At 68.8% G+C, this 22,761-nt stretch carries 17 protein-coding genes; 9 read left to right on the top strand and 8 right to left on the bottom strand.

The genetic code is table 11. The features are described from left to right. Positions 1 to 13: 13 nt before the first annotated feature. From KPB06_RS15070 to KPB06_RS15050, 5 genes are all read right to left on the bottom strand, one after another. On the bottom strand, positions 14 to 1,414 hold the full coding sequence (locus KPB06_RS15070) for a GGDEF domain-containing protein (protein WP_059585196.1): 1,401 nt from the start codon (positions 1,412 to 1,414) through the stop codon (positions 14 to 16). Between the two features lie 256 nt (positions 1,415 to 1,670). Then, entirely contained in the window at positions 1,671 to 2,849 is a 1,179-nt protein-coding gene (locus KPB06_RS15065) for an acetyl-CoA C-acyltransferase (protein WP_059585195.1), read from the bottom strand. Positions 2,850 to 2,899: 50 nt separating this feature from the next. After that, complete coding sequence (gene pncA, locus KPB06_RS15060) at positions 2,900 to 3,532, bottom strand: bifunctional nicotinamidase/pyrazinamidase (protein WP_039367118.1); 633 nt, start codon at positions 3,530 to 3,532, stop codon at positions 2,900 to 2,902. A gap of 44 nt (positions 3,533 to 3,576) precedes the next feature. After that, the gene (locus KPB06_RS15055; protein ID WP_124861807.1) at positions 3,577 to 5,661 is read right to left on the bottom strand and encodes a 3-hydroxyacyl-CoA dehydrogenase NAD-binding domain-containing protein; all 2,085 of its coding nucleotides are present in this window, start codon (positions 5,659 to 5,661) and stop codon (positions 3,577 to 3,579) included. Between the two features lie 220 nt (positions 5,662 to 5,881). Further along, positions 5,882 to 7,525, bottom strand: a complete 1,644-nt coding sequence (locus KPB06_RS15050; protein WP_275906149.1) for a 3-(methylthio)propionyl-CoA ligase — start codon at positions 7,523 to 7,525, stop codon at positions 5,882 to 5,884. A 151-nt stretch (positions 7,526 to 7,676) separates the two neighbouring features. Here KPB06_RS15050 and KPB06_RS15045 point away from each other — a divergent pair, with 151 nt between their 5' ends. The 5 genes from KPB06_RS15045 (at position 7,677) to KPB06_RS15025 (ending at position 11,492) form a co-directional block, all read left to right on the top strand. After that, positions 7,677 to 9,245, top strand: a complete 1,569-nt coding sequence (locus tag KPB06_RS15045; RefSeq protein WP_124861814.1) for a protein adenylyltransferase SelO — start codon at positions 7,677 to 7,679, stop codon at positions 9,243 to 9,245. Between the two features lie 43 nt (positions 9,246 to 9,288). Further along, on the top strand, positions 9,289 to 9,720 hold the full coding sequence (gene msrB / locus KPB06_RS15040) for a peptide-methionine (R)-S-oxide reductase MsrB (RefSeq protein ID WP_059585191.1): 432 nt from the start codon (positions 9,289 to 9,291) through the stop codon (positions 9,718 to 9,720). 130 nt (positions 9,721 to 9,850) lie between these two features. Then, positions 9,851 to 10,381 carry a septation protein A gene (locus KPB06_RS15035; protein ID WP_059585190.1) on the top strand — a complete coding sequence of 177 codons (531 nt, stop codon included), beginning with the start codon at positions 9,851 to 9,853 and terminating at the stop codon, positions 10,379 to 10,381. Between the two features lies 1 nt (position 10,382). Then, on the top strand, positions 10,383 to 10,691 hold the full coding sequence (locus KPB06_RS15030) for a BolA family protein (protein WP_050013273.1): 309 nt from the start codon (positions 10,383 to 10,385) through the stop codon (positions 10,689 to 10,691). Positions 10,692 to 10,709: 18 nt separating this feature from the next. Further along, positions 10,710 to 11,492 (top strand): peptidylprolyl isomerase, encoded by a 783-nt coding sequence (locus KPB06_RS15025; protein ID WP_050013274.1) that lies wholly within the window; start codon positions 10,710 to 10,712, stop codon positions 11,490 to 11,492. 169 nt (positions 11,493 to 11,661) lie between these two features. Here KPB06_RS15025 and KPB06_RS15020 read toward each other — a convergent pair whose 3' ends face one another. Together KPB06_RS15020 and purL are read right to left on the bottom strand one after the other, a co-directional pair. Then, positions 11,662 to 12,210, bottom strand: a complete 549-nt coding sequence (locus tag KPB06_RS15020) for a GNAT family N-acetyltransferase (protein WP_059585188.1) — start codon at positions 12,208 to 12,210, stop codon at positions 11,662 to 11,664. A gap of 7 nt (positions 12,211 to 12,217) precedes the next feature. Next, a complete protein-coding gene (gene purL / locus KPB06_RS15015; protein ID WP_124861816.1) occupies positions 12,218 to 16,282 on the bottom strand; it encodes a phosphoribosylformylglycinamidine synthase in 4,065 nt (1,354 codons plus the stop codon). 328 nt (positions 16,283 to 16,610) lie between these two features. Here purL and KPB06_RS15010 point away from each other — a divergent pair, with 328 nt between their 5' ends. The 3 genes from KPB06_RS15010 to pgi all read left to right on the top strand — a co-directional run bounded on the left by KPB06_RS15010 (position 16,611) and on the right by pgi (position 21,243). Next, entirely contained in the window at positions 16,611 to 17,912 is a 1,302-nt protein-coding gene (locus KPB06_RS15010; protein WP_060966230.1) for an FAD-dependent oxidoreductase, read from the top strand. 52 nt (positions 17,913 to 17,964) lie between these two features. Continuing rightward, complete coding sequence (locus KPB06_RS15005; protein WP_275906148.1) at positions 17,965 to 19,509, top strand: NAD(P)H-hydrate dehydratase; 1,545 nt, start codon at positions 17,965 to 17,967, stop codon at positions 19,507 to 19,509. Between the two features lie 111 nt (positions 19,510 to 19,620). Continuing rightward, a complete protein-coding gene (gene pgi / locus KPB06_RS15000; protein WP_059585184.1) occupies positions 19,621 to 21,243 on the top strand; it encodes a glucose-6-phosphate isomerase in 1,623 nt (540 codons plus the stop codon). 70 nt (positions 21,244 to 21,313) lie between these two features. Here pgi and KPB06_RS14995 read toward each other — a convergent pair whose 3' ends face one another. Beyond that, positions 21,314 to 22,030, bottom strand: coding sequence for an ABC transporter ATP-binding protein (locus tag KPB06_RS14995; RefSeq protein ID WP_059585183.1), 717 nt, complete (start codon positions 22,028 to 22,030; stop codon positions 21,314 to 21,316). Between KPB06_RS14995 and KPB06_RS14990 the strand changes: the two genes are divergently transcribed. Beyond that, the gene (locus KPB06_RS14990) at positions 22,029 to 22,697 is read left to right on the top strand and encodes an arylesterase (RefSeq protein WP_059585182.1); all 669 of its coding nucleotides are present in this window, start codon (positions 22,029 to 22,031) and stop codon (positions 22,695 to 22,697) included. The two genes, KPB06_RS14995 and KPB06_RS14990, sit on opposite strands and share 2 nt — an antisense overlap. Positions 22,698 to 22,761: the final 64 nt, after the last annotated feature.

Genomic DNA, 22,761 nt, shown 5'->3' with positions numbered 1-22,761 from the left:
GCCGGCATGCGGACTAGCGCGTCACCACGCGGTTGCGCCCTTCCCGCTTCGCCTGGTACAGCCGCTCGTCGACCACCCGCAGCAGCGCATCGACCGTGCCGCCGTCGACGCCGTATTGCGCGACGCCGACGCTGACCGTCACCTGCACGCGCTTGAAGTCCAGTCCGAACGGCGCACTCGCGATCGACGAACGCACGCGCTCGGCCGTCATCCGCGCGCCCTCGAGCGGCATCTCGGGCAGGAGCGCCATGAACTCCTCGCCGCCGACCCGCGCGAGCGCGCCCGCCGGCCGGATCGCCTCGAGGCACTGGCGCACGACGCCGCGCAGCACTTCATCGCCGATCTGGTGCCCGTAGGCATCGTTGATGTTCTTGAAATTGTCGAGATCGAGCGCGAGCAGGCAGAACGGCGTGCCGTCGCGCTCGGCCCGCACGATCTCGCGCTCGACCTGCGCGATGAACTGGCGGCGGTTCGACGCGCCCGTCATCGGGTCGGTCGCGGCCATGTACTCGAGCTTCTGGTTCGTGCGCCGCAGCTCCTGCAGCGCGCTTTCGGTGCGCGCCATCGATTCGGACAAGCGGCTCATCAGGTCTTCCTGGCTGTAGATCGCCGAGAACGAGCGCGTCGTCTGCAGCGCCTGCACGACGCCGTAACTGAGCAGGAAGAACCCGCCCGCGAAGATCGCATGCGCGAGCCACCACATGTGATTCCACGGCTTGCCGAGGATGAACGCGAGCGACGACAGCGCGAACGCCATGATCGACATGCCGTAGATCACCATCAGCGGCGAGCGGATCCGCCGCGCGAGCAGCAGGCACACGTTCAGCAGCGAGAACACCAGCGCGCCGCCTTCCATCGACAGCCGCGTGCCGAGTGCACCGGCAACCGGCGAATACGCGATGTACGCGACCACCACGTCGACGATCAGGAAGAGCACGATCCAAGGCAGCCACGTCCGTGCGCTCGTGCGCTTGTCGACCCGGTCGGGCGGACGCGAATACGACAGCAGGCCCGTGAGCAGCAGCACGGACATCGCCAACCGCGACGCGGGCCCGTACAGCAGGAACAGCCAGATATTGTGATGCGCCATCCCGGTGAACGCGCCGTGCAGCGCATAGATCATCGCGAAACCGAGAAAGCCGAGCGTCAGCCAGCGCAGCAGCGGCTCGCCGGACGACCGGTAGCACACCCACGTCACATAGGTGACGAACGCGCCTTCGATCGTCGCCGCCGCGATCGCGATTTCATGGAAAGCGTGGTTCTCGAATACGACGCTCCGGTCGCTGAAGAACCACAGATAGGCAATCAGATACGCAGGCAGCAACGCGAATCCGACCAGCAGGCATTTCGCGTAGAGCCTTGCGGCCGCACTGACGACGCGCGGCGGTTCCCCGGCTGCATAGGTCGTACTCATTCGGTCCCCGGTCGGTCTGCTGCGTTGATTGGAGTCTTCGCGGCACGGATCGCGCAACGCATGATCTGACCCATCGTGCCGAAAGGCAAATGTCAGAGCAAGTATAGGTGGGGTAATTCGTTTGACAAGTCAGGGGAAACGGCATTGCCGGGTGCATGCCTTTTGCTTCCCCGTCGTTGCGAATCGCGCATCGGTCGCGCCGATTCATCGCGGCGGCGTGCGGTGACGCCGAAGCGCCACCGCGGCCGGTCAAAGATCAGAGGATTTCGAACAGGCCGGCCGCGCCCTGCCCGCCGCCGATGCACATCGTGACGACCACGTACTTCACGCCGCGCCGCTTGCCCTCGATCAGCGCATGGCCGGTCAGGCGCGCGCCCGATACGCCATACGGATGGCCGACCGCGATCGCGCCGCCGTTCACGTTCAGGCGCTCCTCAGGAATCCCGAGCGTGTCGCGGCAGTACAGCACCTGCACCGCGAACGCCTCGTTCAGCTCCCACAGGCCGATGTCGTCGACTGTCAGCCCGGCCTGCTTCAGCAGTTTGGGCACCGCGAACACCGGGCCGATACCCATTTCGTCCGGTTCGCAGCCGGCCACCGCGAAGCCGCGGAACGCGCCCAGCGGCTGCAGCCCTTCGCGTTGCGCGGCGTCGGCGCTCATCACCACGCATGCCGACGCGCCGTCCGAGAACTGGCTCGCATTGCCCGCGGTGATCACGCCGCCCGGCACGGCCGAACGGATCTTCGACACGCCTTCGAGCGTCGTGTCGGGGCGGATGCCTTCGTCGGCCGAGACCGTCACTTCCTGCGTGTACAGGCGGCCCGTCGCCTTGTCGGCGATGCCCGCGAGCACGGTGATCGGCACGATCTCGTCGCGAAAGCGCCCGGCTTCCTGCGCGGCCGCGGCACGCAGTTGCGACTGCACGCCGTACGCGTCCTGCCGCTCCTTCGAGATGCCGTAGCGCTTCGCGACGTTCTCCGCGGTCTGCAGCATGTTCCAGTAGATCTCGGGCTTGTGCTGGACGAGCCAGCCTTCCTGGATCATGTGCCGGTTCATCTCGTTCTGCACGCACGAGATCGATTCGACGCCGCCGGCCACATAGATCTCGCCTTCGCCCGCGACGATCCGCTGCGCGGCCAGCGCGATGGTCTGCAGCCCCGACGAACAGAAACGGTTCACCGTCATCCCCGGCACGCTCACCGGCAATCCCGCGCGCAGCGCGATCTGCCGCGCGATGTTCGCGCCCGTCGCGCCTTCGGGATTCGCGCAGCCCATGATCACGTCCTCGACGCGCGCCGGATCGAGCTTCGCGCGTTCGAGCGCGGCCGCGACCACGTGGCCGCCGAGCGTCGCGCCGTGCGTCATGTTGAATGCGCCGCGCCAGGACTTCGCGAGCGGCGTGCGTGCGGTCGATACGATTACGGCTTCGGTCATGCGAGTCTCCTTCGGTCCTGCTTCATGTCCTGAATCGGATGGGAAATGCGCTACGCCGCCGGGCGCGCGCCGGCGGACGTCACATGCGCGACGCCCGCTGCCTGCATCTGCTGCCATGCGTGCGCGAGCGACCCGTTCAGGTCGATCGCACGGCACGCATCGTTGATCACCGCGGCTTCGAAACCGGCCGCGCGCGCATCGAGCGCCGACCACGCGACGCAATAGTCGGTCGCGAGCCCGCAGCACCACACGCGCTTCGCGCCGAGCTCGCGCAGATAGCCCGCGAGCCCCGTGCGTGTCGTGCGGTCGGCCTCGACGAACGCGGAATAGCTGTCGACCTGCGCGTCGCCGCCCTTGCGGATCACGAGCCGCGCGTGCGGGATGTCGAGGTCGCGATGCAGCGCCGCGCCGTCGGTGTCCTGCACGCAGTGCACGGGCCACAGCACCTGCTCGCCGTACGGCAGCGACAGCGTGGAAAACGGCTCGCGGCCCGGATGGTTCGCCGCGAACGACACGTGCTCGCGCGGGTGCCAGTCCTGCGTGAGCACGACCTGGTCGAAGCGTTGCGCGAGCGCGTTGATCACCGGCACGACCGCATCGCCGTCGGGCACCGCGAGCGCGCCGCCCGGCATGAAGTCGTATTGCACGTCGATCACGAGCAGGACGTCGTCGGTGCGTTTCATTTCAATTCTCCTGGGTGAATCGGGCGCGCCGTCGTGCGAGATCGTCAGCCGTTGAACCCGCTGCCGGCCTTGGCCAGTTCCGCGATCGACGGCGCGAGCTGCCACGCGTCGCCGTTCGGCGCCGCCGCATAGCCGCGAATCGCGCGCTCGACGTTGTAGAGGCCGACCGTATCCGCGTACAGCATCGGGCCGCCGCGCCACAGCGGGAAGCCATAGCCGGTCAGATAGACCATGTCGATGTCGGACGCCTTCGACGCGATCTTCTCCTCGAGGATCTTCGCGCCTTCGTTGACGAGCGCGAACACGAGCCGCTCGACGATCTCGTCGTCGCCGATCTTGCGCCGCTCGACGCCGCGCTCCTTCGAGTACGCGACGACCATCTCGTCGACGAGCGCCGACGGCTTGGCCTTGCGATCGCCCGGCACGTAGTCGTACCAGCCGGCGCCCGTCTTCTGGCCGAAGCGGCCCTGCTCGCACAGGCGGTCGGCGATCTTCGAATAGTGCAGGCCAGGCTGCTCGACGTAGCGCCGCTTGCGGATCGCCCAGCCGATGTCGTTGCCGGCGAGGTCGCTCATCCGGAACGGCCCCATTGCGAAGCCGAACTTCTCGATCGCGCGATCGACCTGCGCGGGCAGCGCGCCTTCCTCGAGCATGAACAGCGCCTGGCGGATGTACTGCTCGATCATCCGGTTGCCGATGAAGCCGTCGCACACGCCCGACACGACCGCCGTCTTGCGGATCTTCTTCGCCACCGCCATCACGGTCGCGAGGACGTCCTTCGCGGTCCGCGCGCCGCGCACGACCTCGAGCAGCTTCATCACGTTCGCCGGGCTGAAGAAGTGCATGCCGACGACGTCCTGCGGGCGCTTCGTGAACGCCGCGATCTTGTCGACGTCGAGCGTCGACGTGTTGGACGCAAGGATCGCGCCCGGCTTCGCGACTTCGTCGAGCTTCCTGAACACCTGCTCCTTCACGCCGAGTTCCTCGAACACCGCTTCGACGATCAGGTCGGCGTCCTTCAGGTCGTCGTAGGACAGCGTCGGCGTGATCAACGCCATGCGCGCGTCGAGCTTCTCCTGCGAGAGCTTGCCCTTCTTCACCTGCGCGTCGTAGTTCTTGCGGATCGTCGCGAGGCCGCGCTCGAGCGCGTCCTGCTTCGTCTCGAGCAGCGTGACCGGCAGCCCGGCGTTGATGAAGTTCATCGCGATCCCGCCGCCCATCGTGCCCGCGCCGATCACGCCGACCCGGCGGATCTCGCGCAACGGCGTATCGGCCGGCACGTCGGGAATCTTGCTCGCCGCGCGCTCGCCGAAGAATGCATGGCGCAGCGCGCGGCTTTCCGGCGTCATCATCAGCGCGACGAAACCCTCGCGCTCGGCGATGCTGCCCTTGTCGAAGCCGTTCAGCACGCCGGCCTCGATCGCGTCGATGCACTTGTGCGGCGCGGGGAAATTCGGCGCGGCGGCCCGCGCGGAATTGCGCGCGAACTGGATGAAGCCCGCCGCGTTCTCGTGGACGATCTTGCGATCGCGCACGCGCGGATGCGGCCCCTTCTGCGCGCCAACCTTGCGCGCGAACGCAACGGCCGCGTCGAGCAGGTCGCCGTCGGCCATTTCGTCGAACAGCCCGCTCTTCGCGAGTTGCTGCGACGGCACCGGCGCGCCCGACACGATCATGTTCAGCGCGGTTTCGAGCCCGACCGCGCGCGGCAGGCGCTGCGTGCCGCCCGCACCCGGCAGCAGCCCGAGCTTCACCTCGGGCAACGCGACCTGCGCGCCGGGCGCGGCGACCCGGTAATGCGCGCCGAGAGCGAGCTCTAGGCCGCCGCCCATCACGACGCTGTGCAGCGCCGCGACGACCGGCTTCGCGCTCGCCTCCACCGCGCGGATCACGGTGTGCAGCGTCGGCTCCTGCAGCGCCTTCGGCGTATTGAATTCGGTGATGTCGGCGCCGCCCGAGAACGCGCGGCCCGCGCCGGTCAGCACGATGGCCGTGACCGACGGATCCTGCGCGGCGCGATCGAGCGCGTCCATGACGCCCTGGCGGGTCGACAGGCCAAGCCCGTTGACGGGCGGATTGTTGAGCGTGATGACGGCCACGCCGTCGCGAGTCGAGTAATCCACTGCCATCTGCCTGCCTCCATGCATCGCGCGCCGGATTGGCTGCGCTTCATTGTGCGCGGTCGAACGGCCGCATGTCCGGATGAACGCAGGCAGCATACAACGAAAAAGCACGATCGTTCAATTTGAATTGCGTTCCCGATTCGGGGACGAAGCGGGGCGACCGGCGTCGGGCGACCGGCATCGGGCGACCGGCCCCGCGTGCCGGCGGCTGCCCGGGCGCGACGGCTTACGGCGCGCCCACCGCCGTCGGCAACACGTAATCGCGGAACGTCTCGCGCAACTTCAGCTTCTGCAGCTTGCCGGTCGCGGTGTGCGGCAGCGAGTCGACGAACACCACGTCGTCGGGAATCCACCACTTCGCGACCTTGCCCTCGTAGAACGCGAGCAGCGCGTCGCGGCTCAGGTTCGCGCCTTCACGCGGCACCACGACGAGCAACGGCCGCTCGGTCCATTTCGGGTGCGCGCACGCGATGCAGGCGGCCTCGGCCACGCCCGGATGCGCGATCGCGACGTTCTCGATGTCGATCGAGCTGATCCACTCGCCGCCCGACTTGATCACGTCCTTGCTGCGGTCGGTGATCTGCAGGAAGCCGTCAGGGTCGATCGTCGCGACGTCGCCGGTCGGGAACCAGCCGTCCGCCAGCGGCGATTCATTGCCGCGAAAGTAGTGGTCGATCACCCACGGCCCGCGCACCTGCAGTTCGCCGAACGCGACGCCGTCCCACGGCAGCTCGCGGCCGTCCTCGCCGACGATGCGCATGTCGACGCCGCAGATCACGCGCCCCTGCTTCTCCAGCAGCCGGCGCTGCGCGTCGAGCGGCCGCCGCGACTGCGCCCAGTTGAGCTTCGCGAGCGTGCCGAGCGGCGACAGTTCGGTCATCCCCCACGCATGGATCACGCGCACGCCGTACTCGTCCTCGAACGTGCGCAGCATCGCGGGCGGGCACGCGGAGCCGCCGATCACCGTGCGGTTCAGCGTCGAGAAACGCACGCCGGCTTCGCGCATGTAGTTCAGCAGGCCGAGCCACACGGTCGGCACGCCCGCGGAGAACGTCACGCGCTCGGCCTCCATCAGCTCGTACAGCGATTTCCCGTCGAGATCCTTGCCGGGCAGCACCAGCTTGCCGCCTGTGAGCGGCACCGCGTACGGCAGCCCCCATGCGTTGACGTGGAACATCGGCACGACGGGCAGCACGGCGTCCATCGCGGACAGGTTCATCGCGTCGGGCAGCGCGGCGCCGTACGCATGCAGCACGGTCGAGCGATGCGAATACAGCACGCCCTTCGGGTTGCCGGTCGTCCCCGACGTGTAGCAGAGCCCCGACGCCTGCTGCTCGTCGAGGCGCGGCCAGTCGTAGCGGCCGTCCTCGGCGTCGACGAGCGTTTCGTAGCAGAGGAACGGCGTGGCGCCGGACGGCAGGTGCGCGGCGTCCGTCATCGCGATCCAGCCCTGCACGTGCGGACATTGCGGCGCGATCGCATCGACGAGCGGCGCGAAATTGATGTCGAAGAAGACGTAGCGGTCTTCCGCGTGATTGACGATGTACGCGATCTGTTCGGGGAACAGGCGCGGATTGATCGTGTGGCACACGGCGCCCATCCCGCCGATCCCGTAATACGCTTCCAGATGCCGGTAGCCGTTCCACGCCAGCGTGCCGACGCGGTCGCCGGTTTCGACGCCGAGCCGCGCGAGCGCCTGCGCCAGTTGCTTCGCGCGGCGCTCGCAATCGCGGTACGTGTAGCGATGCAGGTCGCCTTCCACGCGCTTCGACACGATCTCCGTGTCGCCGGCGTGCCGCGCGGCATGCGAAATCAGCGACGACACGAGCAACGGCACATCCATCATCTGGCCCAGCAACGGCTTACCCATCGTCTCGTTCTCCGTGAAGGATGCGAATCGGTGACCGGCTCCCGCGGCGCGCCCGTCGGCGGCCCGGACGGGCGCGGCGCACGGTGCGCGGGCCGCCATGCGGGCGGCGCGGCGCCGCCTTACAATATCGGCTTACCCAGAGGCGCTCAACATGTCGTTTTCCCGAAGCGCAGCCGATGCGGCTGACACCCTGCCCGACCTCGCCGCGACGCTCGGCGCGCCCGCCGAACGTGCGTTCGTGACGCTCGGCGACGCGTTTCATACGCGGCTGCCGGCCGCGCCGCTCGCCGCGCCGTACGTCGTCGGCTTTTCCGACGAAGTCGCGCGACTGCTCGACCTGCCGCCGTCGATCGCCGCGCGGCCCGGCTTCGCCGAGCTGTTCGCCGGCAACCCGACGCGCGACTGGCCCGCGCACGCGATGCCGTACGCATCGGTCTATTCCGGCCATCAGTTCGGCGTGTGGGCCGGCCAGCTCGGCGACGGCCGCGCGCTGACGATCGGCGAATTGCCCGGCGCCGACGGCCGGCGCTACGAACTGCAGCTCAAGGGCGGCGGCCGCACGCCGTATTCGCGAATGGGCGACGGCCGCGCGGTGCTGCGCTCGTCGATCCGCGAATTCCTGTGCTCGGAAGCGATGCATCACCTCGGCATCCCGACCACGCGCGCGCTGACGGTGATCGGCTCCGACCAGCCGGTGGTGCGCGAGGAGATCGAGACGGCGGCCGTCGTCACGCGCGTGTCGGAAAGCTTCGTGCGCTTCGGCCACTTCGAGCACTTCTTCTCGAACGATCGCCCCGACCTGCTGCGCCAGCTTGCCGATCATGTAATCGACCGCTTCTATCCGGCCTGCCGCGACGCGGACGATCCGTACCTCGCGCTGCTCGAAGCCGCGACGCTGCGCACGGCCGAGCTCGTCGCGCAATGGCAGGCCGTCGGCTTCTGCCACGGCGTGATGAACACCGACAACATGTCGATCCTCGGCGTGACGATCGACTACGGCCCGTTCGGCTTCGTCGACGCATTCGACGCGAACCACATCTGCAACCACTCCGACACCGGCGGCCGCTATGCGTACCGGATGCAGCCGCGCATCGCGCACTGGAACTGCTATTGCCTCGCGCAGGCGCTGCTGCCGCTGATCGGGCTGCAGCACGGCATCGCCGACGACGATGCGCGCGCCGAGCGCGCGGTGGACGATGCACAGGCCGTACTCGCGACATTCCCCGAACGCTTCGGTCCCGCGCTCGAACGCGCGATGCGCGCGAAGCTCGGCCTCGAGCTCGAGCGCGAGAACGACGCCGAACTCGCGAACAAGCTGCTCGAGACGATGCACGCGAGCCACGCGGATTTCACGCTGACGTTCCGCCGGCTCGCGCAGCTGTCGAAGCACGACGCGAGCCGCGACGCGCCCGTGCGCGACCTCTTCATCGACCGCGAAGCATTCGACGCATGGGCGAACCTCTACCGCACGCGGCTGTCCGAGGAGACGCGCGACGACGCGGCACGCGCGGTTGCAATGAACCGCGCGAACCCCAAATACGTGCTTCGCAACCATCTGGCCGAAGTCGCGATCCGGCGCGCGAAGGAAAAGGATTTTTCGGAAGTCGAGCGGCTCGCGCGAATCCTGCGCCGCCCGTTCGACGAACAACCGGAGCACGAAGCATACGCGGCGTTGCCGCCCGACTGGGCGGGCTCGCTCGAAGTGAGCTGCTCGTCGTAAGCCCGCAACCCGCGCATCTCGACCGACCGATCAGGAGAACCTCATGTCCCACGATTCCGACGACAAAACCTACCCGTACCAGAAGGACGACGCCGAGCTGCGCCGCCGGCTCACGCCGATGCAGTACGAGGTCACGCAGCACGCGGCGACCGAGCGCGCGTTCACCGGCGAATACACCGACACCGAGGATGCCGGCATCTACAAGTGCGTCGTCTGCAGCACGCCGCTGTTCGAATCCGGCGCCAAGTTCCACTCGGGCTGCGGCTGGCCCAGCTACTTCAAGCCGCTCAACGGCGAGGTGATCGACGAGAAGGTCGACTACTCGCACGGGATGGTGCGCGTCGAGGTGCGCTGCAACCACTGCGGCGCGCATCTGGGCCACGTCTTCGAGGACGGCCCGCGCGACAAGACCGGTTTGCGGTACTGCATCAATTCGGCTGCGTTAAACTTCGAGTCCCGACCCGAAAACGAATGAGCGGCGCCGGGCGGATCTGCCGGGCGGCCAGCCTCGAGCCGGACCGCCCCGATCCGCGACGGCGATGCCTGGCGGGTCCCTACAACGGTGACGGGCCGCACGAGCGGCCCGTCACGCAGCTGCGAGCGCCATGAAATTCCTGTTCGATCTGTTTCCGATCATCCTGTTTTTTGTCGCCTTCAAGGTCTGGGGCATCTTTACCGCCACCGCCGTCGCGATCGTCGCGACGCTGGCCCAGGTCGCGTGGGTCGCCTTCCGGCACCGGAAGGTCGACACGATGCTGTGGGTCAGCCTGGGCGTGATCGTCGTGTTCGGTGGCGCCACCCTCGTCCTGCATGACGAGAAATTCATTCAATGGAAACCGACCGTGCTGTACTGGCTGTTTGCGATCGGGCTGCTCGCCGCGCGTTATGCGTTCAGCAAGAACCTGATCGAGAAGATGATGGGCAAGCAGCTCACGCTGCCGTCCCCCGTGTGGGACAAACTGAACGTCGCGTGGGCGCTGTTCTTCGCGGTGCTCGGCGTCGCGAACCTGTACGTGGTGCACAACTTCACCGAATCGCAATGGGTGAACTTCAAGCTGTTCGGTACGACGGGCGCGATGGTCGTATTCATCATCCTGCAGAGCCTGTGGCTCACGAAGTACCTGAAGGACGAATGACATGAGCGACGCCTTTCTCCACGCCTCCGCCGACGAACGCATCGCGCTGATCGAAGCGCGCCTCACCGCGTCGCTCGCGCCGCTGTCGCTCACCGTGCGCGACGACAGCGCGCAGCACGCAGGCCACGCGGGCGCGGCCGCCGGCGGCCATTTCACGGTCACGATCGTATCGTCCGCGTTCGCGGGCAAGCCGCGCGTCGCTCGGCACCGGCTGGTGTATGATGCGCTCGCTGATGCGATGCAGCGCGGCATTCACGCGCTCGCGATCGTGGCTTACACGCCCGAAGAATTCAACGAATCTTCAATCTAGTCTCATTAGGAATTCCCGATGATCCTGAAATCCCCCCGCCTGTGGGTCGCGGCGGCTGCGTTTGCAGCGGCGCCGGCATTCGCCCAGAACATCGCCGTCGTCAACGGCACGCCGATTCCGAAATCGCGCGCCGACGCGATGGTCGCGCAGCTCGTCCAGCAAGGCCAGACCGACGGCCCGCAACTGCAGCAGGCCGTGCGCCAGGAACTCGTGAACCGCGAAATCCTGATGCAGGAAGCGATCCGCGAAGGCATCCCGAATCGTCCGGACGTGAAGGCGCAAGTCGCCGTCGCGCAGCAGACCGTCGTGCTGCGCTCGATGATCGAGAGCTTCCTGAAGAAGAACCAGCCGACCGACGCCGAAGTGAAGGCGCGCTACGACGAACTCGTCAAGGGCGTGGGCGGCAACCGCGAGTATCACCTGCACCACATCCTCGTCGAGAGCGAACAGCAGGCGAAGGACCTGATCGCGAAGATCAAGGGCGGCGCGAAATTCGAGGATCTCGCGAAGCAATACTCGAAGGATCCGGGCTCGGGCAAGAACGGCGGCGATCTCGACTGGTCCGATCCGAAGGCGTACGTACCGGAATTCGCGGCGGCCGCGCAGAAGCTGCAGAAAGGCCAGATGACCGACGCGCCGGTGAAGACGCAGTTCGGCTGGCACATCATCCGCGTCGACGACATCCGCGACATCGCCCCGCCGCCGTTCGACCAGGTGAAGGCGCAGATCGCGCAGCAGCTCGTGCAGCAGAAGCTGCAGGCGTTCGAGGAAGGTCTGCGCCAGCAGGCGAAGATTCAGTAACGCCGGCGCACGTCATACGCGCATCGCAAAGCCGCTCTTCGGAGCGGCTTTTTCTTTTGGCGCGCGCGAACATGTATCTCGCGATGCGGCGACGCGCGGCCGACGTGCAATAAAAAACCGCTCCAAAGAGCGGCTTTGCCATGCCAGGTGTGACCGCACACCGCGTTCGCTACGCGGCGGGATAGAACACGTCGTGGTAACGCACGTTACCTGACGGCACCGGTGCCGATTCGTCGAACGACAGCGCGAGGAAATACTCGGCCGGCACGCCCGGAAACACGATGCCGCCGTGCGGTTCAAACCCGAAACGCGCGTAATACGCCGGCTCGCCGAGCACGACGCAGCCACGCGCGCCGAGCCGCCGCAACGCGTCGAGCCCCGTGCGCACGAGCCCCGCGCCGATGCTTTGCCGCTGGCATTCGGGCCGCACCGCGAGCGGCGCGAGCCCGTACCACTGCTGGCTGGCGGCCGGCTCGCCGCCGATCGCGACCGGCGAGAACGCGACGTGCCCGACGATACGCCCATCGCGCTCCGCGACGAGCGACACGCTCAGCGCACCGTCGGCGCGCAGCGTGTCGACGATGCGCTGCTCGAACTGCCCGCCCTGCGGCTCGCCCGCGAACGCCGCGCGGATCACGCGGCCGATCGCGTCGGCCTCGCTCGCACGCGCGTCACGCAGCGTGACGACCTCGACCGGCGCGTTCGGGTCGAACATCATCCCCGAATCAGCCGATCCAGCGGCGTGCGTTGCGGAACACACGCATCCACGGGCTCGCCTCACCCCAGCCTTCCGGGTGCCAGCTCATCGTGACCGTGCGATGCACGCGCTCCATGTGCGGCATCAGCACCGAGAAGCGGCCGTCGGCCGTCGTGACCGACGTGATGCCGGCGGGCGAGCCGTTCGGGTTGAACGGATAGCGCTCGGTCGCTTCGCCGCGGTGGTCGACGTAACGCATCGCGACCGCGACGCGCTCGATGTCGCCCTGCTGCGAGAAGTCCGCATAGCCTTCGCCGTGCGCGACCGCGACCGGAATCCGCGAGCCTTCCATCCCCGCGAAAAAGATCGACGGCGACTTCTCCACTTCGACGAACGAGAAGCGTGCCTCGAACTGCTCGGACTTGTTGCGCGTGAACTTCGGCCAGGCTTCCGCGCCCGGGATCATCGACGCGATGCTCGACAGCATCTGGCAGCCGTTGCAGATGCCGAGTGCGAACGTATCGGGACGCGCGAAGAACGCCGAGAACATGTCGGCGAGGTTCGCGTTGAACCGGATCGTCTTCGCCCAGCCTTCGCCGGCGCCCAGCACGTCGCCGTACGAGAAGCCGCCGCACGCGACCGCGCCCGCGAAATCGGCCAGCGTCGCGCGGCCCGCGAGCAGGTCGCTCATGTGCACGTCGTGCGCATCGAAGCCTGCGCGGTCGAACGCGTACGCCGTTTCCAGATGCGAGTTCACGCCCTGCTCGCGCAGGATCGCGACGCGCGGCCGAGCGCCCGTCGCGATGAACGGCGCGGCGATGTCGTCGGCCGGATCGAACGTCAGCACCGGCGAGATGCCCGGATCGGCCGCGTCGAGCAGCGCGTCGTATTCGGCATCCGCGCAGGCGGGGTTGTCGCGCAGGCGTGCGATACGCCAGCTTACTTCGCTCCATGCGCGATGGAGTTCGGTACGCGGCGCGTCGAAGATCTTCTTCGCATCGCGGTACACCTCGATCACGTCGCGATCGTTGACCGAGCCGATCACGTGCGAGCACGTCGACAGGCCGAACTCGCGCAGCGCGCCGAGCACCGCGTCGCGGTCGGACGCGCGCACCTGCACGACGGCGCCGAGTTCTTCGGAGAACAGCGCGCGCAGCGTGCGGTCGTCGCGACGGCCGCTCGTCTGCTTCGCCCAGTCCTTCGCGTCGCCGTAGTCGGATTCGTGGTTCGGGTCGAGCGTCAGCATGTCGACGTTCAGCGACACGCCCGCGTGGCCCGCGAACGCCATTTCGCACACGGTCGCCCACAGGCCGCCATCCGAGCGATCGTGGTACGCGAGCAGCAAGTCTCGCGCATTGAGCGACTGGATCGCGTTGAAGAAGCGCTTCAGGTCCTCCGCGTCGTCGACGTCCGGCGTCGTGTCGCCAACCTGCTGCGTGACCTGCGCGAAGATGCTGCCGCCCATCCGGTTCTTGCCGCGGCCGAGGTCGATCGCGATCAGCACGCTGTCGCCCGCATCCGCCACGCGGCGCAGTTGCGGCGTGAGATGGCGGCGCACGTCCTCGACCGGCGCGAATGCGGAGATGATCAGCGACACCGGCGACACCACTTCCTTCGCGACGCCCTGCTCGTTCCACTTCGTCTTCATCGACAGCGAGTCCTTGCCGACCGGGATGCCGATCCCGAGTGCCGGGCACAGCTCCATGCCGATCGCCTTGACCGTGTCGAACAGCGCGGCGTCTTCGCCGGCCGTGCCGCACGCGGCCATCCAGTTCGCCGACAGCTTCAGCTTGTCGAGCGACGCGATCGGCGCGCTCGCGATGTTCGTGATCGCTTCGCCGACGGCCATGCGGCCCGATGCCGGCGCATCGATGACCGCGAGCGGCGTACGCTCGGCCATCGTCATCGCCTCGCCCTTGAAGCCGGCGTAGTCGAGCGCGGTGATCGCGCAGTCGGCTACCGGCACCTGCCACGGGCCGACCATCTGGTCGCGCACCGACGTCCCGCCGACGGAACGGTCGCCGATCGTGATCAGGAACGACTTGCTGCCGACCGTCGGGTGCTTCAGCACGTCGAGTGCGACTTCCGACAGCGCGATGCCCGTCACGTCGACCGGCGCGCGCTCGGTCTTCACGCGCACGACGTCGCGGTGCATGCGCGGCGGCTTGCCGAGCAGCACTTCCATCGGCATGTCGACCGGGTATTCGCCGGCGCCCGTCGCTTCGTCGTCGACGAGCTTCAGCTGGCGCTCGTCGGTCGCGACACCGACCACCGCGAACGGGCAACGCTCGCGCGCGCAGATCGCCTCGAAGCGCGGCAGGTCGGCCGGCGCGATCGCCAGCACGTAGCGCTCCTGCGCCTCGTTCGACCAGATTTCGCGCGGCGACAGGCCCGATTCCTCGAGTGCGACCTTGCGCAGCTCGAAGCGCGCGCCCTTGCCCGCGCCGTCGACGATTTCGGGGAACGCGTTCGACAGGCCGCCCGCGCCGACGTCGTGGATGCTCAGGATCGGGTTTTCCGCGCCGAGCTGCCAGCAGCCGTTGATCACTTCCTGCGCGCGACGCTCGATTTCCGGGTTGCCGCGCTGCACCGAGTCGAAGTCGAGCTCGGCCGTGTTCGCGCCGGTCGCCATCGAGCTCGCAGCGCCGCCGCCCATGCCGATCCGCATGCCGGGGCCGCCGATCTGGATCAGCAGCGAGCCCGCCGGCACGTCGTGCTTGTGCGTGTGCTGATCCGCGATGTTGCCGAGGCCGCCCGCGATCATGATCGGCTTGTGATAGCCGTGCACCGTGCCGCCGACGTTCTGTTCGTACACGCGGAAGTAGCCGCCGAGGTTCGGGCGGCCGAATTCGTTGTTGAACGCGGCGCCGCCGAGCGGGCCGTCGATCATGATCTGCAGCGGCGACGCGATGCGGTCCGGACGGCCGTACGGGCCGTGCGCTTCGTTCGGGTTGCGCTCGGCCATCGGCTGCGCGGCGTCGCGATCGTTTTCCCACGACCGGCGGGCGTCCGGCAGGTCGAGGTTCGACACGGTGAAGCCCGTGAGGCCGGCCTTCGGACGCGCGCCGCGGCCCGTCGCGCCTTCGTCGCGGATCTCGCCGCCCGCGCCGGTCGCCGCCCCCGGGAACGGCGAGATCGCCGTCGGGTGGTTGTGCGTCTCGACCTTCATCAGCGTGTGCGTGAGCTCGGTGTGGCGGCCATAACGTTCACCCGGCTCGCCCGCGGCACCCGACTTGCGCGGGAACCAGCGCTCGGCTTCGGCGCCGACCATGATCGACGAGTTGTCCGAATACGCGACGATCGTGCCCTGCGGGCTCAGCTTCTCGGTGTTGCGGATCATCGCGAACAGCGACATGTCCTGCGCTTGCCCGTCGATCGTCCACTGTGCATTGAAGATCTTGTGGCGGCAGTGTTCGCTGTTCGCCTGCGCGAACATCATCAGCTCGACGTCGGTCGGATTGCGTTCGAGCTTGCGGAACGCGTCGACCAGGTAGTCGATCTCGTCGTCGGCGAGCGCGAGGCCCAGCTCGACGTTCGCCTGCTCGAGCGCGGCGCGGCCGACACCCAGCACGTCGACGGTCGACAGCGGCTTGGCCGGCAGCTCGTCGAACAGATGCTTCGCGTCGTCGCGGGCCGCGACCACGCTTTCGGTCATCCGGTCGTGCAGCGCGGCCGCGACTGCCGCACGGGCGTCGTCCGACAGCGCCTTCTTGCCGCCGAGCAGGCCCGACTTCAGCGTGACCGTGAATTCGACGCCGCGCTCGATGCGGCGCACGTGCGTGAGGCCGCAGTGCTGCGCGATGTCGGTCGCCTTGCTCGCCCACGGCGAGACCGTGCCGAAGCGCGGCAGCACGACGAAGGTCTCGGTCGCGCCCTTCTCGCCCGCCGGCTGGAACGGCTCGCCGTAGTGCATCAGCGCGTCGATGCGCGCGCTGTCGTCGGCCGACAGCGGCTCGGCCGCATTGACGAAGTGCAGGAACTGGCCGCGCACCGCGACGATGTTGGCGTCGATTTGCCTGAGCGTGTCGAGCAGACGGGTTTGACGGAAATCGGAGAGGGCCGAAGCGCCGGGAAAACACGAGAAGTGAGCCATGGGCTGGACTGACGTCGAAGAGTCGCGCGAGGTGGCGACGTGGGGCGAAAGGAAGGCCGTAATTATACCCGGAAGTCGGGCGTCCAAGACCGGCCGATCGGTGCGCCTCATGCACCGCACCGGTGCCCGCGCGCGGGGCGCGCACGGCCGCCGGCCGGGCCGGCCCGAGCAGCCCGTGCGCCGCGCCGTCGTGGCGCGCCCGCACGACCCATGCTCGGCCGGCGCCGGCTCGCGCACTTTTGGCGCTATCATTCCGGGTTCACCGGGCCCGGGCCCTCAGCGAATTCTCACCGGGCGGCGTACGCGCCGCCCGTCATCGAAGCAATCCATGGATGTGATCGTCATCGGCGGCGGGATCAGCGGCGTCGCCACCGCCTACCAGCTGCGCGCGGCCGGCCATCGCGTGTGCGTGGTCGAACGCCACGCGACCGTCGCGCAAGGCGCGACCTACGGCGACGGCGGCGCGCTGCTGCCGAGCCCCCTCGACGTCTGGTTCGGCCCGACTTTCATGCGCCAGCGCCAGCCGCGCGACAGCGGCATCGTCTACAAACCGGGCTTGAACGGCGGCGTGCGCCGCTTCGTCAAGCAGCTCGGCGCGCTGCGCGAGCCCGACGCGTTCGCCGCGCAGTACGCGCGGCTGCGCCCGCTGATCGACGTGTCGCGCGACACGCTCGCCGATATCGAGGCGCGCCTGGAACTCGAATTCGAGCAGAAGCCGGGCATCCTGCACGTCGTGCGCGATCCGCGCGACTGGGACGCGCTGCAACCCGCGCTCGACCTGCTGCGCACGCTCGACCAGCCGTACCGCACGCTCACCGCCGACGAATGCACGGCGCTGGAACCGTCGGTGCCGGCCGAACCCGGCTTTGCGGGCGGCGTGCTGCTCGAAACCGAGCGCACCGGCAACTGCCCGCTGTTCGCGAAACTGGTCAAGCAGACGCTCGACGAGCACGGCGTGCAGTTCCGCTTCGGCGCGGACGTCGCCGCGATCCGCGTCGACAACGGCCGCGCCGCGGTCGAACTCGTGCCGCCGGGCAATGGAAACCCGGCGAAGGCGCGCGAGGTCGACGTGATGTCCGCCGACGCGATCGTGGTCGCGGCCGGCGCCGGCAGCCTTGCGCTGCTCGAACGGCTCGGCTGGCGCCTGCCGCTGCATCCGGTGCGCACCCATACGCTCACCGCGCCGGTTGCATACGAAGAGCATGCGCCACACCTGAGCGTCGTCGATTCGATCAAGCGGATCTCGATCACGCGCACCCACCAGCGGCTGCGCATCGGCGGCGGCGCCGTGCTGCAGAGTCTCGCCGATACCGCGAAGCCGCTCGCCGAGCCGCTGTCCGAGGCCGCGCTCGCGCTGCTCGGCCAGGCCGTCCACGATTGGGTACCCGGCGCGGCGCGGATTTCGGCCGCGCTGTCGTGGCAAGGCATGCAACTGCTGTCGCCGGACGGCCTGCCCGTCGTGGGTCCGACCCCGCATCCACGCGTGTTCGTCAATTTCGGCCATGGCCCGGCCGGCTGGGGGCTCGCGTGCGGGTCTGCTAAAGTGGTGGCCGACTATCTGGGCGGCAACGTCCAGCACTGGCCCGCCGACACGCTCGCCGCGCTGAGCGCCGGCCGCTTCACGACCTGACCGCCGCGGGCCGTCCCGTGGCGGCATCCTTGCCAGCCGCCACGATCCCGCGATGACCGCTACCCACCCGCTTCCCGATTCCGATCCGATCGCGCTCCTGCGCGTCGCCGACCTGCGCGCGGCCGAAGCCGACGCCACCGCCGCGCTGCCGCCGCACACGCTGATGGGCCGGGCCGGCGCCGCCGCCGCACATTGGCTGTCCGAGCGCATGGCCGGCGACGAACGCGCCGTCTGGTTCGCGGTCGGCCCCGGCAACAACGGCGGCGACGCACTGGTGGCGGCCGCGCAGCTCCAGCAGCTCGGCGTCGCGACGCATGCGTGGATGCCGGTGCCGGTCAAGCCGGACGACGCGCAATGGGCGCTCGGTCTCGCGCGCTCGGCCGGCGTGCCGTTGTCGGCCACCCCGCCCGCGTCGCTCGACGGCTATGCGTGGGTCGTCGACGGGCTGTTCGGCATCGGTCTCGGCCGCGCGCTCGACGGTCCGTTTGCCGAGCAGGCCGCGCGCATCGCCGCCCATGCGCGCGGCGGCGGCCGCGTGCTCGCGCTCGACGTGCCGAGCGGGCTCGACAGCGACACGGGCCGGATCGTCGGCGCGGGCGTCGCCGTCGCGGCCACCCACACGCTCACCTTCATCGGCGCGAAACCCGGCCTCTACACGGGCGACGGCCGCGACCTCGCCGGCGAGATCCACGTCGCGTCGCTCGACGTCGCGCCGCCCGCCGCGCCGGCCATCGTGCTGAACGCAGTCGCCCGGTTCGCCGCGGCGCTGCCCGTGCGCGCGTTCGCATCCCACAAGGGCACGTACGGCAGCCTCGCGGTGCTCGGCGGAGACACAGGCATGTGCGGCGCGCCGATCCTCGCCGCCCGCGCCGCGCTGTTCGCCGGCGCCGGCAAGGTGCACGTCGGCTTCCTTGGCGCGGGTGCGCCGCCGTACGATCCGCCCTTTCCCGAACTGATGCTGCATCCGGCCGACACCCTCGACCTCGGCGCGATGACCGCGATCGCGGCCGGTTGCGGGCTCGGCACGCGCGAGGCCGCGGCGACGCTCGTGCGCGACGTGCTCGCGTACGACACCGCGACGCTGCTCGATGCCGACGCACTGAATCTCGTCGCGACGCACGCGGACCTCGCGGCCGCGGTCGCCACGCGCGGCGCGCGCGGCAATCCATGCGTGCTGACGCCGCATCCGCTCGAAGCCGCACGCCTGCTCGGCAGCGACACCGCCGCCGTGCAACGCGATCGCGTCGCGGCCGCACAGGCGCTCGCCGCCCGTTACGCGGCCATCGTCGTGCTGAAAGGCTCGGGTACGGTGATTGCGGCGCCCGACGGCCGCGTGACGATCAATCCGACCGGCAACGCGGCGCTCGCCACCGGCGGCACCGGCGACGTACTCGGCGGCCTGATCGGCGCGCTGCTCGCGCAGCGGGTCGCGCCGTACGAGGCCGCGCTGGCCGGCGTCTACCTGCACGGCCTCGCGGCCGACACGCTGACCGCGAACGGCACCGGCCCGGCCGGGCTGACCGCGGGCGAGCTCGCGCCGATGGTGCGCACGCTGATCAATCGCCTTTTTTATCCGTCGCCGCGCGCCGACACGTAACGCCGCTATACTGACTGCCCCGCCGCACGGCGGGCCTTCTCGTCCGCCGGCTTTCCGATCCCGATGAGCCGGCGCGGCATTCCTCCCGATTCACGCTTCACTCGAACCGCCATGACGCTGAAATCGCTCCCCGCCTGGACTGCCCTTCAATCCCACTTCGAACAGATCCGCCACGCGCGGCTGCGCGACTGGTTCGCGCCGGAAAACGACCGCGCGCCCACCCGCGCCGAGCGCTTCACGATTGCCGGCGGCGGTCTCGCGGCCGATTTCTCGAAGAACCGTATCGACGACGAAACGGTACGCCTGCTCGTGCAGCTCGCGCGCGACGCGGGCGTCGAAGCGCGCCGCGACGCGATGTTCGCGGGCGAGATCGTCAACCCGACCGAAGGCCGCGCCGCACTGCACACCGCGCTGCGCGCGACCGACCCGCAGGCGCCGTTTCACGCGCAGGTGAGCGCCGAGCGCGCGAAGATGGCGACGTTCGCGCGCGCCGTGCGCGGCGGCACGTGGACGGGCTATACGGGCAAGCGCATTCGCCACGTGATCAATATCGGCATCGGCGGCTCCGATCTCGGGCCGAAGATGGTCGTGCATGCGCTGCACCACGTCGCGACGCCCGAGATCTCGACCCACTTCGTGTCGAACGTCGACGGCGCCGATCTCGCGCGCGTGCTCGAACAGGTCGATCCCGAGGAAACGCTCGCGATCATCGTGTCGAAGACGTTTACGACGCTCGAGACGATGACCAACGCACGCTCGCTGCGCGACTGGTTCGTCGCGCGCGGCTGCCCCGAGGACGCGCTCGCGAAACACTTCGTCGGCGTGTCGGCGAACCCGGCCGAAGTCGTGAAGTTCGGCATCGCCGCGGACAACGTGTTCGAAATGTGGGACTGGGTCGGCGGCCGCTATTCGCTGTGGTCGGCGGTCGGCCTGTCGATCATGATCGCGGTCGGCCCTGAACGGTTCGACGAGCTGCTGGCCGGCGCGAACGACATGGACCGCCACTTCCGCGAAGCGCCGCTCGAGCGGAACCTGCCGGTGCTGCTCGGCCTGATCGGCATCTGGTACCGGAATTTCTTCGGCTCGCAGAGCTATCTCGTCGCGCCGTATTCGGAAGCGCTGCACTACCTGCCGTCGTACCTGCAGCAGCTCGAAATGGAGAGCAACGGCAAATCCGCGCGCCTGGACGGCACCTTCGTCGACTACCCGACGTCGGCCGTCACGTGGGGCGAGCCGGGCACCAACGGCCAGCATGCATTCTTCCAGATGCTGCACCAGGGGCCGACGATCGTGCCGATCGATTTCATCGCGGTGCTGACGCCCGAGCATCCGCTGGCGAGCCATCATCCGAAACTGCTCGCGAACTGCTTCGCGCAGAGCGAGGCGCTGATGCTCGGCCGCACGCTCGAAGAAGCGCGCAAGGTGGCCGGGCCGGGCAAGGAAGCGCTCGCGCCGCACCTGACGTTCCCCGGCAACCGCCCGACCACGACGCTGCTCGTCGATGCGCTGACGCCGCGCACGCTCGGCGCGCTGATCGCGCTTTACGAGCACAAGGTGCTCGTGCAGGCGACGGTGTGGGACATCAATCCGTTCGACCAGTGGGGCGTCGAGCTCGGCAAGATTCTCGGCAAGGTCGTCGAAGCCGACCTGTCGGCCGAATCGGTCGATCCGGCGAAGCACGACTCGTCGACCACGGCGCTGATCGAGCGCGCCCGTGCGGCGCTCAAGCGTTGAAGAAGGACTGACGCGACGGCGTCGCACCCGTGCTGGCCGCGCAATTCACCATGCGCGGCCAGCACGACATTCACGCGTCACGCGGAGCGATTGTGTGCGGCGCGACGATGCGCCCGGCGTCGATGGTGACTGTCGTCGCGCAGCGGCGCGCGAGTTCGGTATCGTGCGTGACGAGCACGAGCGTCGCGCCATGCGTGCGGTTCAGCTCGAACATCAGGTCGATGACCGCGTGGCCGGTGGCCGCGTCGAGGCTGCCGGTCGGCTCGTCGGCGAACAGGATCGCCGGGCGCGTTACGAACGCGCGGGCGAGCGCGACGCGCTGCTGTTCGCCGCCCGACAGCAGCTTCGGATAATGCGCGGTGCGTTCGCCGAGACCGACCTGCACGAGCAGCGCGCGGGCGCGGTCGGCCGCGTCGCGCGCGCTGATGCCGCCCTGCAGTTCGAGCGGCAGCATCACGTTCTCCAGCGCCGTCAGGTGCGGCATCAACTGGAACGACTGGAACACGAACCCGACCGCGCCGTTGCGCAGCGCCGCGCGTTCGTCCTCGTCGAGCGGGTCGAGCGCGCGGCCGAGCAGGCGAACCGTGCCGCTCGTCGCGCTGTCCAACCCCGCAAGCAGGCCGAGCAGCGTCGATTTGCCCGAGCCCGACGCGCCGACGATCGCGAGGCTGCTGCCCGGCTGCACGGCGAGCGTGATGCCGTCGAGGATCGTCAGCTCGCCCGTTGCATCGGCAACCCGCTTGCACACGTCATGGACTTCGATGATCGGATCGGTAATCTGGAACATGGACACGACATTTCGCTGGAAAAGACGCGCGACGGCCGCCGCGCTGCTGGGCACGTTGCTGGCCGTCACCGTACCCGCACGCGCCGCGACGGCGCCGGCATCGAGCCCGCCCGTGATCGTCGTGCTCGGCGACAGCCTGTCGGCCGAATACGGATTACCGCGCGACACTGGCTGGGTGGCGCTGCTGCGGCAACGGCTCACCACCGAGCGAATCGATTATAGCGTCGCGAACGCCAGCGTCAGCGGCGACACCACGAGCGGCGGCCGTGCGCGGCTGCCGGCGGTGCTGCAGCGGCTCAAGCCGTCGATCGTCGTCGTCGAACTCGGTTCGAACGACGCGCTGCGCGGCGTGCCGCTCGCGACGACCGAGCAGAACCTGCGCGACATCATCGCCGGCGCACGGCGTGCACAGGCGAAGGTCGTGCTGGTCGGCATGTACGTGCCGCCCAATTACGGCCCCGACTACACGCAGAAGTTCCACGCGCTCTATACGCGGCTGTCGAAGGACCTCGGCGTGCCGCTCGTGCCGTTCCTGCTGGCCGGCATCGAGAACAAGCCCGAGATGTTCCAGGCCGACCAGATGCATCCCGCGCAGCAGGCCCAGGGCATTCTGCTCGACAACGTGTGGCCGACATTGAAGCCGCTGCTCGGCAAGCCGCGCGGCTGAGCGCAGCCGACGCACCGGAAAACGAAAAGCCCCGCTTCGAGCGGGGCTTTTCGATGGTTGCGGG

Source organism: Burkholderia semiarida, from assembly GCF_029268935.1.
Lineage (GTDB): Bacteria > Pseudomonadota > Gammaproteobacteria > Burkholderiales > Burkholderiaceae > Burkholderia > Burkholderia semiarida.
The sequence above is the reverse complement of the archived record's forward strand: the minus strand, read 5'-3'. Positions and strand labels throughout refer to the sequence as shown.

What these genes read in the sequence shown, in the direction of transcription:
- KPB06_RS15025 (WP_050013274.1), top strand. Translation starts at nt 10,710, where the DNA reads ATGATCCTGAAATCCCCCCGCCTGTGGGTCGCGGCGGCTGCGTTTGCA.
- KPB06_RS15065 (WP_059585195.1), bottom strand. Translation starts at nt 2,849, where the DNA reads ATGACCGAAGCCGTAATCGTATCGACCGCACGCACGCCGCTCGCGAAG.
- pncA (WP_039367118.1), bottom strand. Translation starts at nt 3,532, where the DNA reads ATGAAACGCACCGACGACGTCCTGCTCGTGATCGACGTGCAATACGAC.
- KPB06_RS14995 (WP_059585183.1), bottom strand. Translation starts at nt 22,030, where the DNA reads ATGTTCCAGATTACCGATCCGATCATCGAAGTCCATGACGTGTGCAAG.
- pgi (WP_059585184.1), top strand. Translation starts at nt 19,621, where the DNA reads ATGACGCTGAAATCGCTCCCCGCCTGGACTGCCCTTCAATCCCACTTC.
- KPB06_RS15005 (WP_275906148.1), top strand. Translation starts at nt 17,965, where the DNA reads ATGACCGCTACCCACCCGCTTCCCGATTCCGATCCGATCGCGCTCCTG.
- KPB06_RS15055 (WP_124861807.1), bottom strand. Translation starts at nt 5,661, where the DNA reads ATGGCAGTGGATTACTCGACTCGCGACGGCGTGGCCGTCATCACGCTC.
- KPB06_RS14990 (WP_059585182.1), top strand. Translation starts at nt 22,029, where the DNA reads ATGGACACGACATTTCGCTGGAAAAGACGCGCGACGGCCGCCGCGCTG.
- KPB06_RS15020 (WP_059585188.1), bottom strand. Translation starts at nt 12,210, where the DNA reads ATGATGTTCGACCCGAACGCGCCGGTCGAGGTCGTCACGCTGCGTGAC.
- KPB06_RS15050 (WP_275906149.1), bottom strand. Translation starts at nt 7,525, where the DNA reads ATGGGTAAGCCGTTGCTGGGCCAGATGATGGATGTGCCGTTGCTCGTG.
- msrB (WP_059585191.1), top strand. Translation starts at nt 9,289, where the DNA reads ATGTCCCACGATTCCGACGACAAAACCTACCCGTACCAGAAGGACGAC.
- purL (WP_124861816.1), bottom strand. Translation starts at nt 16,282, where the DNA reads ATGGCTCACTTCTCGTGTTTTCCCGGCGCTTCGGCCCTCTCCGATTTC.
- KPB06_RS15070 (WP_059585196.1), bottom strand. Translation starts at nt 1,414, where the DNA reads ATGAGTACGACCTATGCAGCCGGGGAACCGCCGCGCGTCGTCAGTGCG.
- KPB06_RS15035 (WP_059585190.1), top strand. Translation starts at nt 9,851, where the DNA reads ATGAAATTCCTGTTCGATCTGTTTCCGATCATCCTGTTTTTTGTCGCC.
- KPB06_RS15030 (WP_050013273.1), top strand. Translation starts at nt 10,383, where the DNA reads ATGAGCGACGCCTTTCTCCACGCCTCCGCCGACGAACGCATCGCGCTG.
- KPB06_RS15045 (WP_124861814.1), top strand. Translation starts at nt 7,677, where the DNA reads ATGTCGTTTTCCCGAAGCGCAGCCGATGCGGCTGACACCCTGCCCGAC.
- KPB06_RS15010 (WP_060966230.1), top strand. Translation starts at nt 16,611, where the DNA reads ATGGATGTGATCGTCATCGGCGGCGGGATCAGCGGCGTCGCCACCGCC.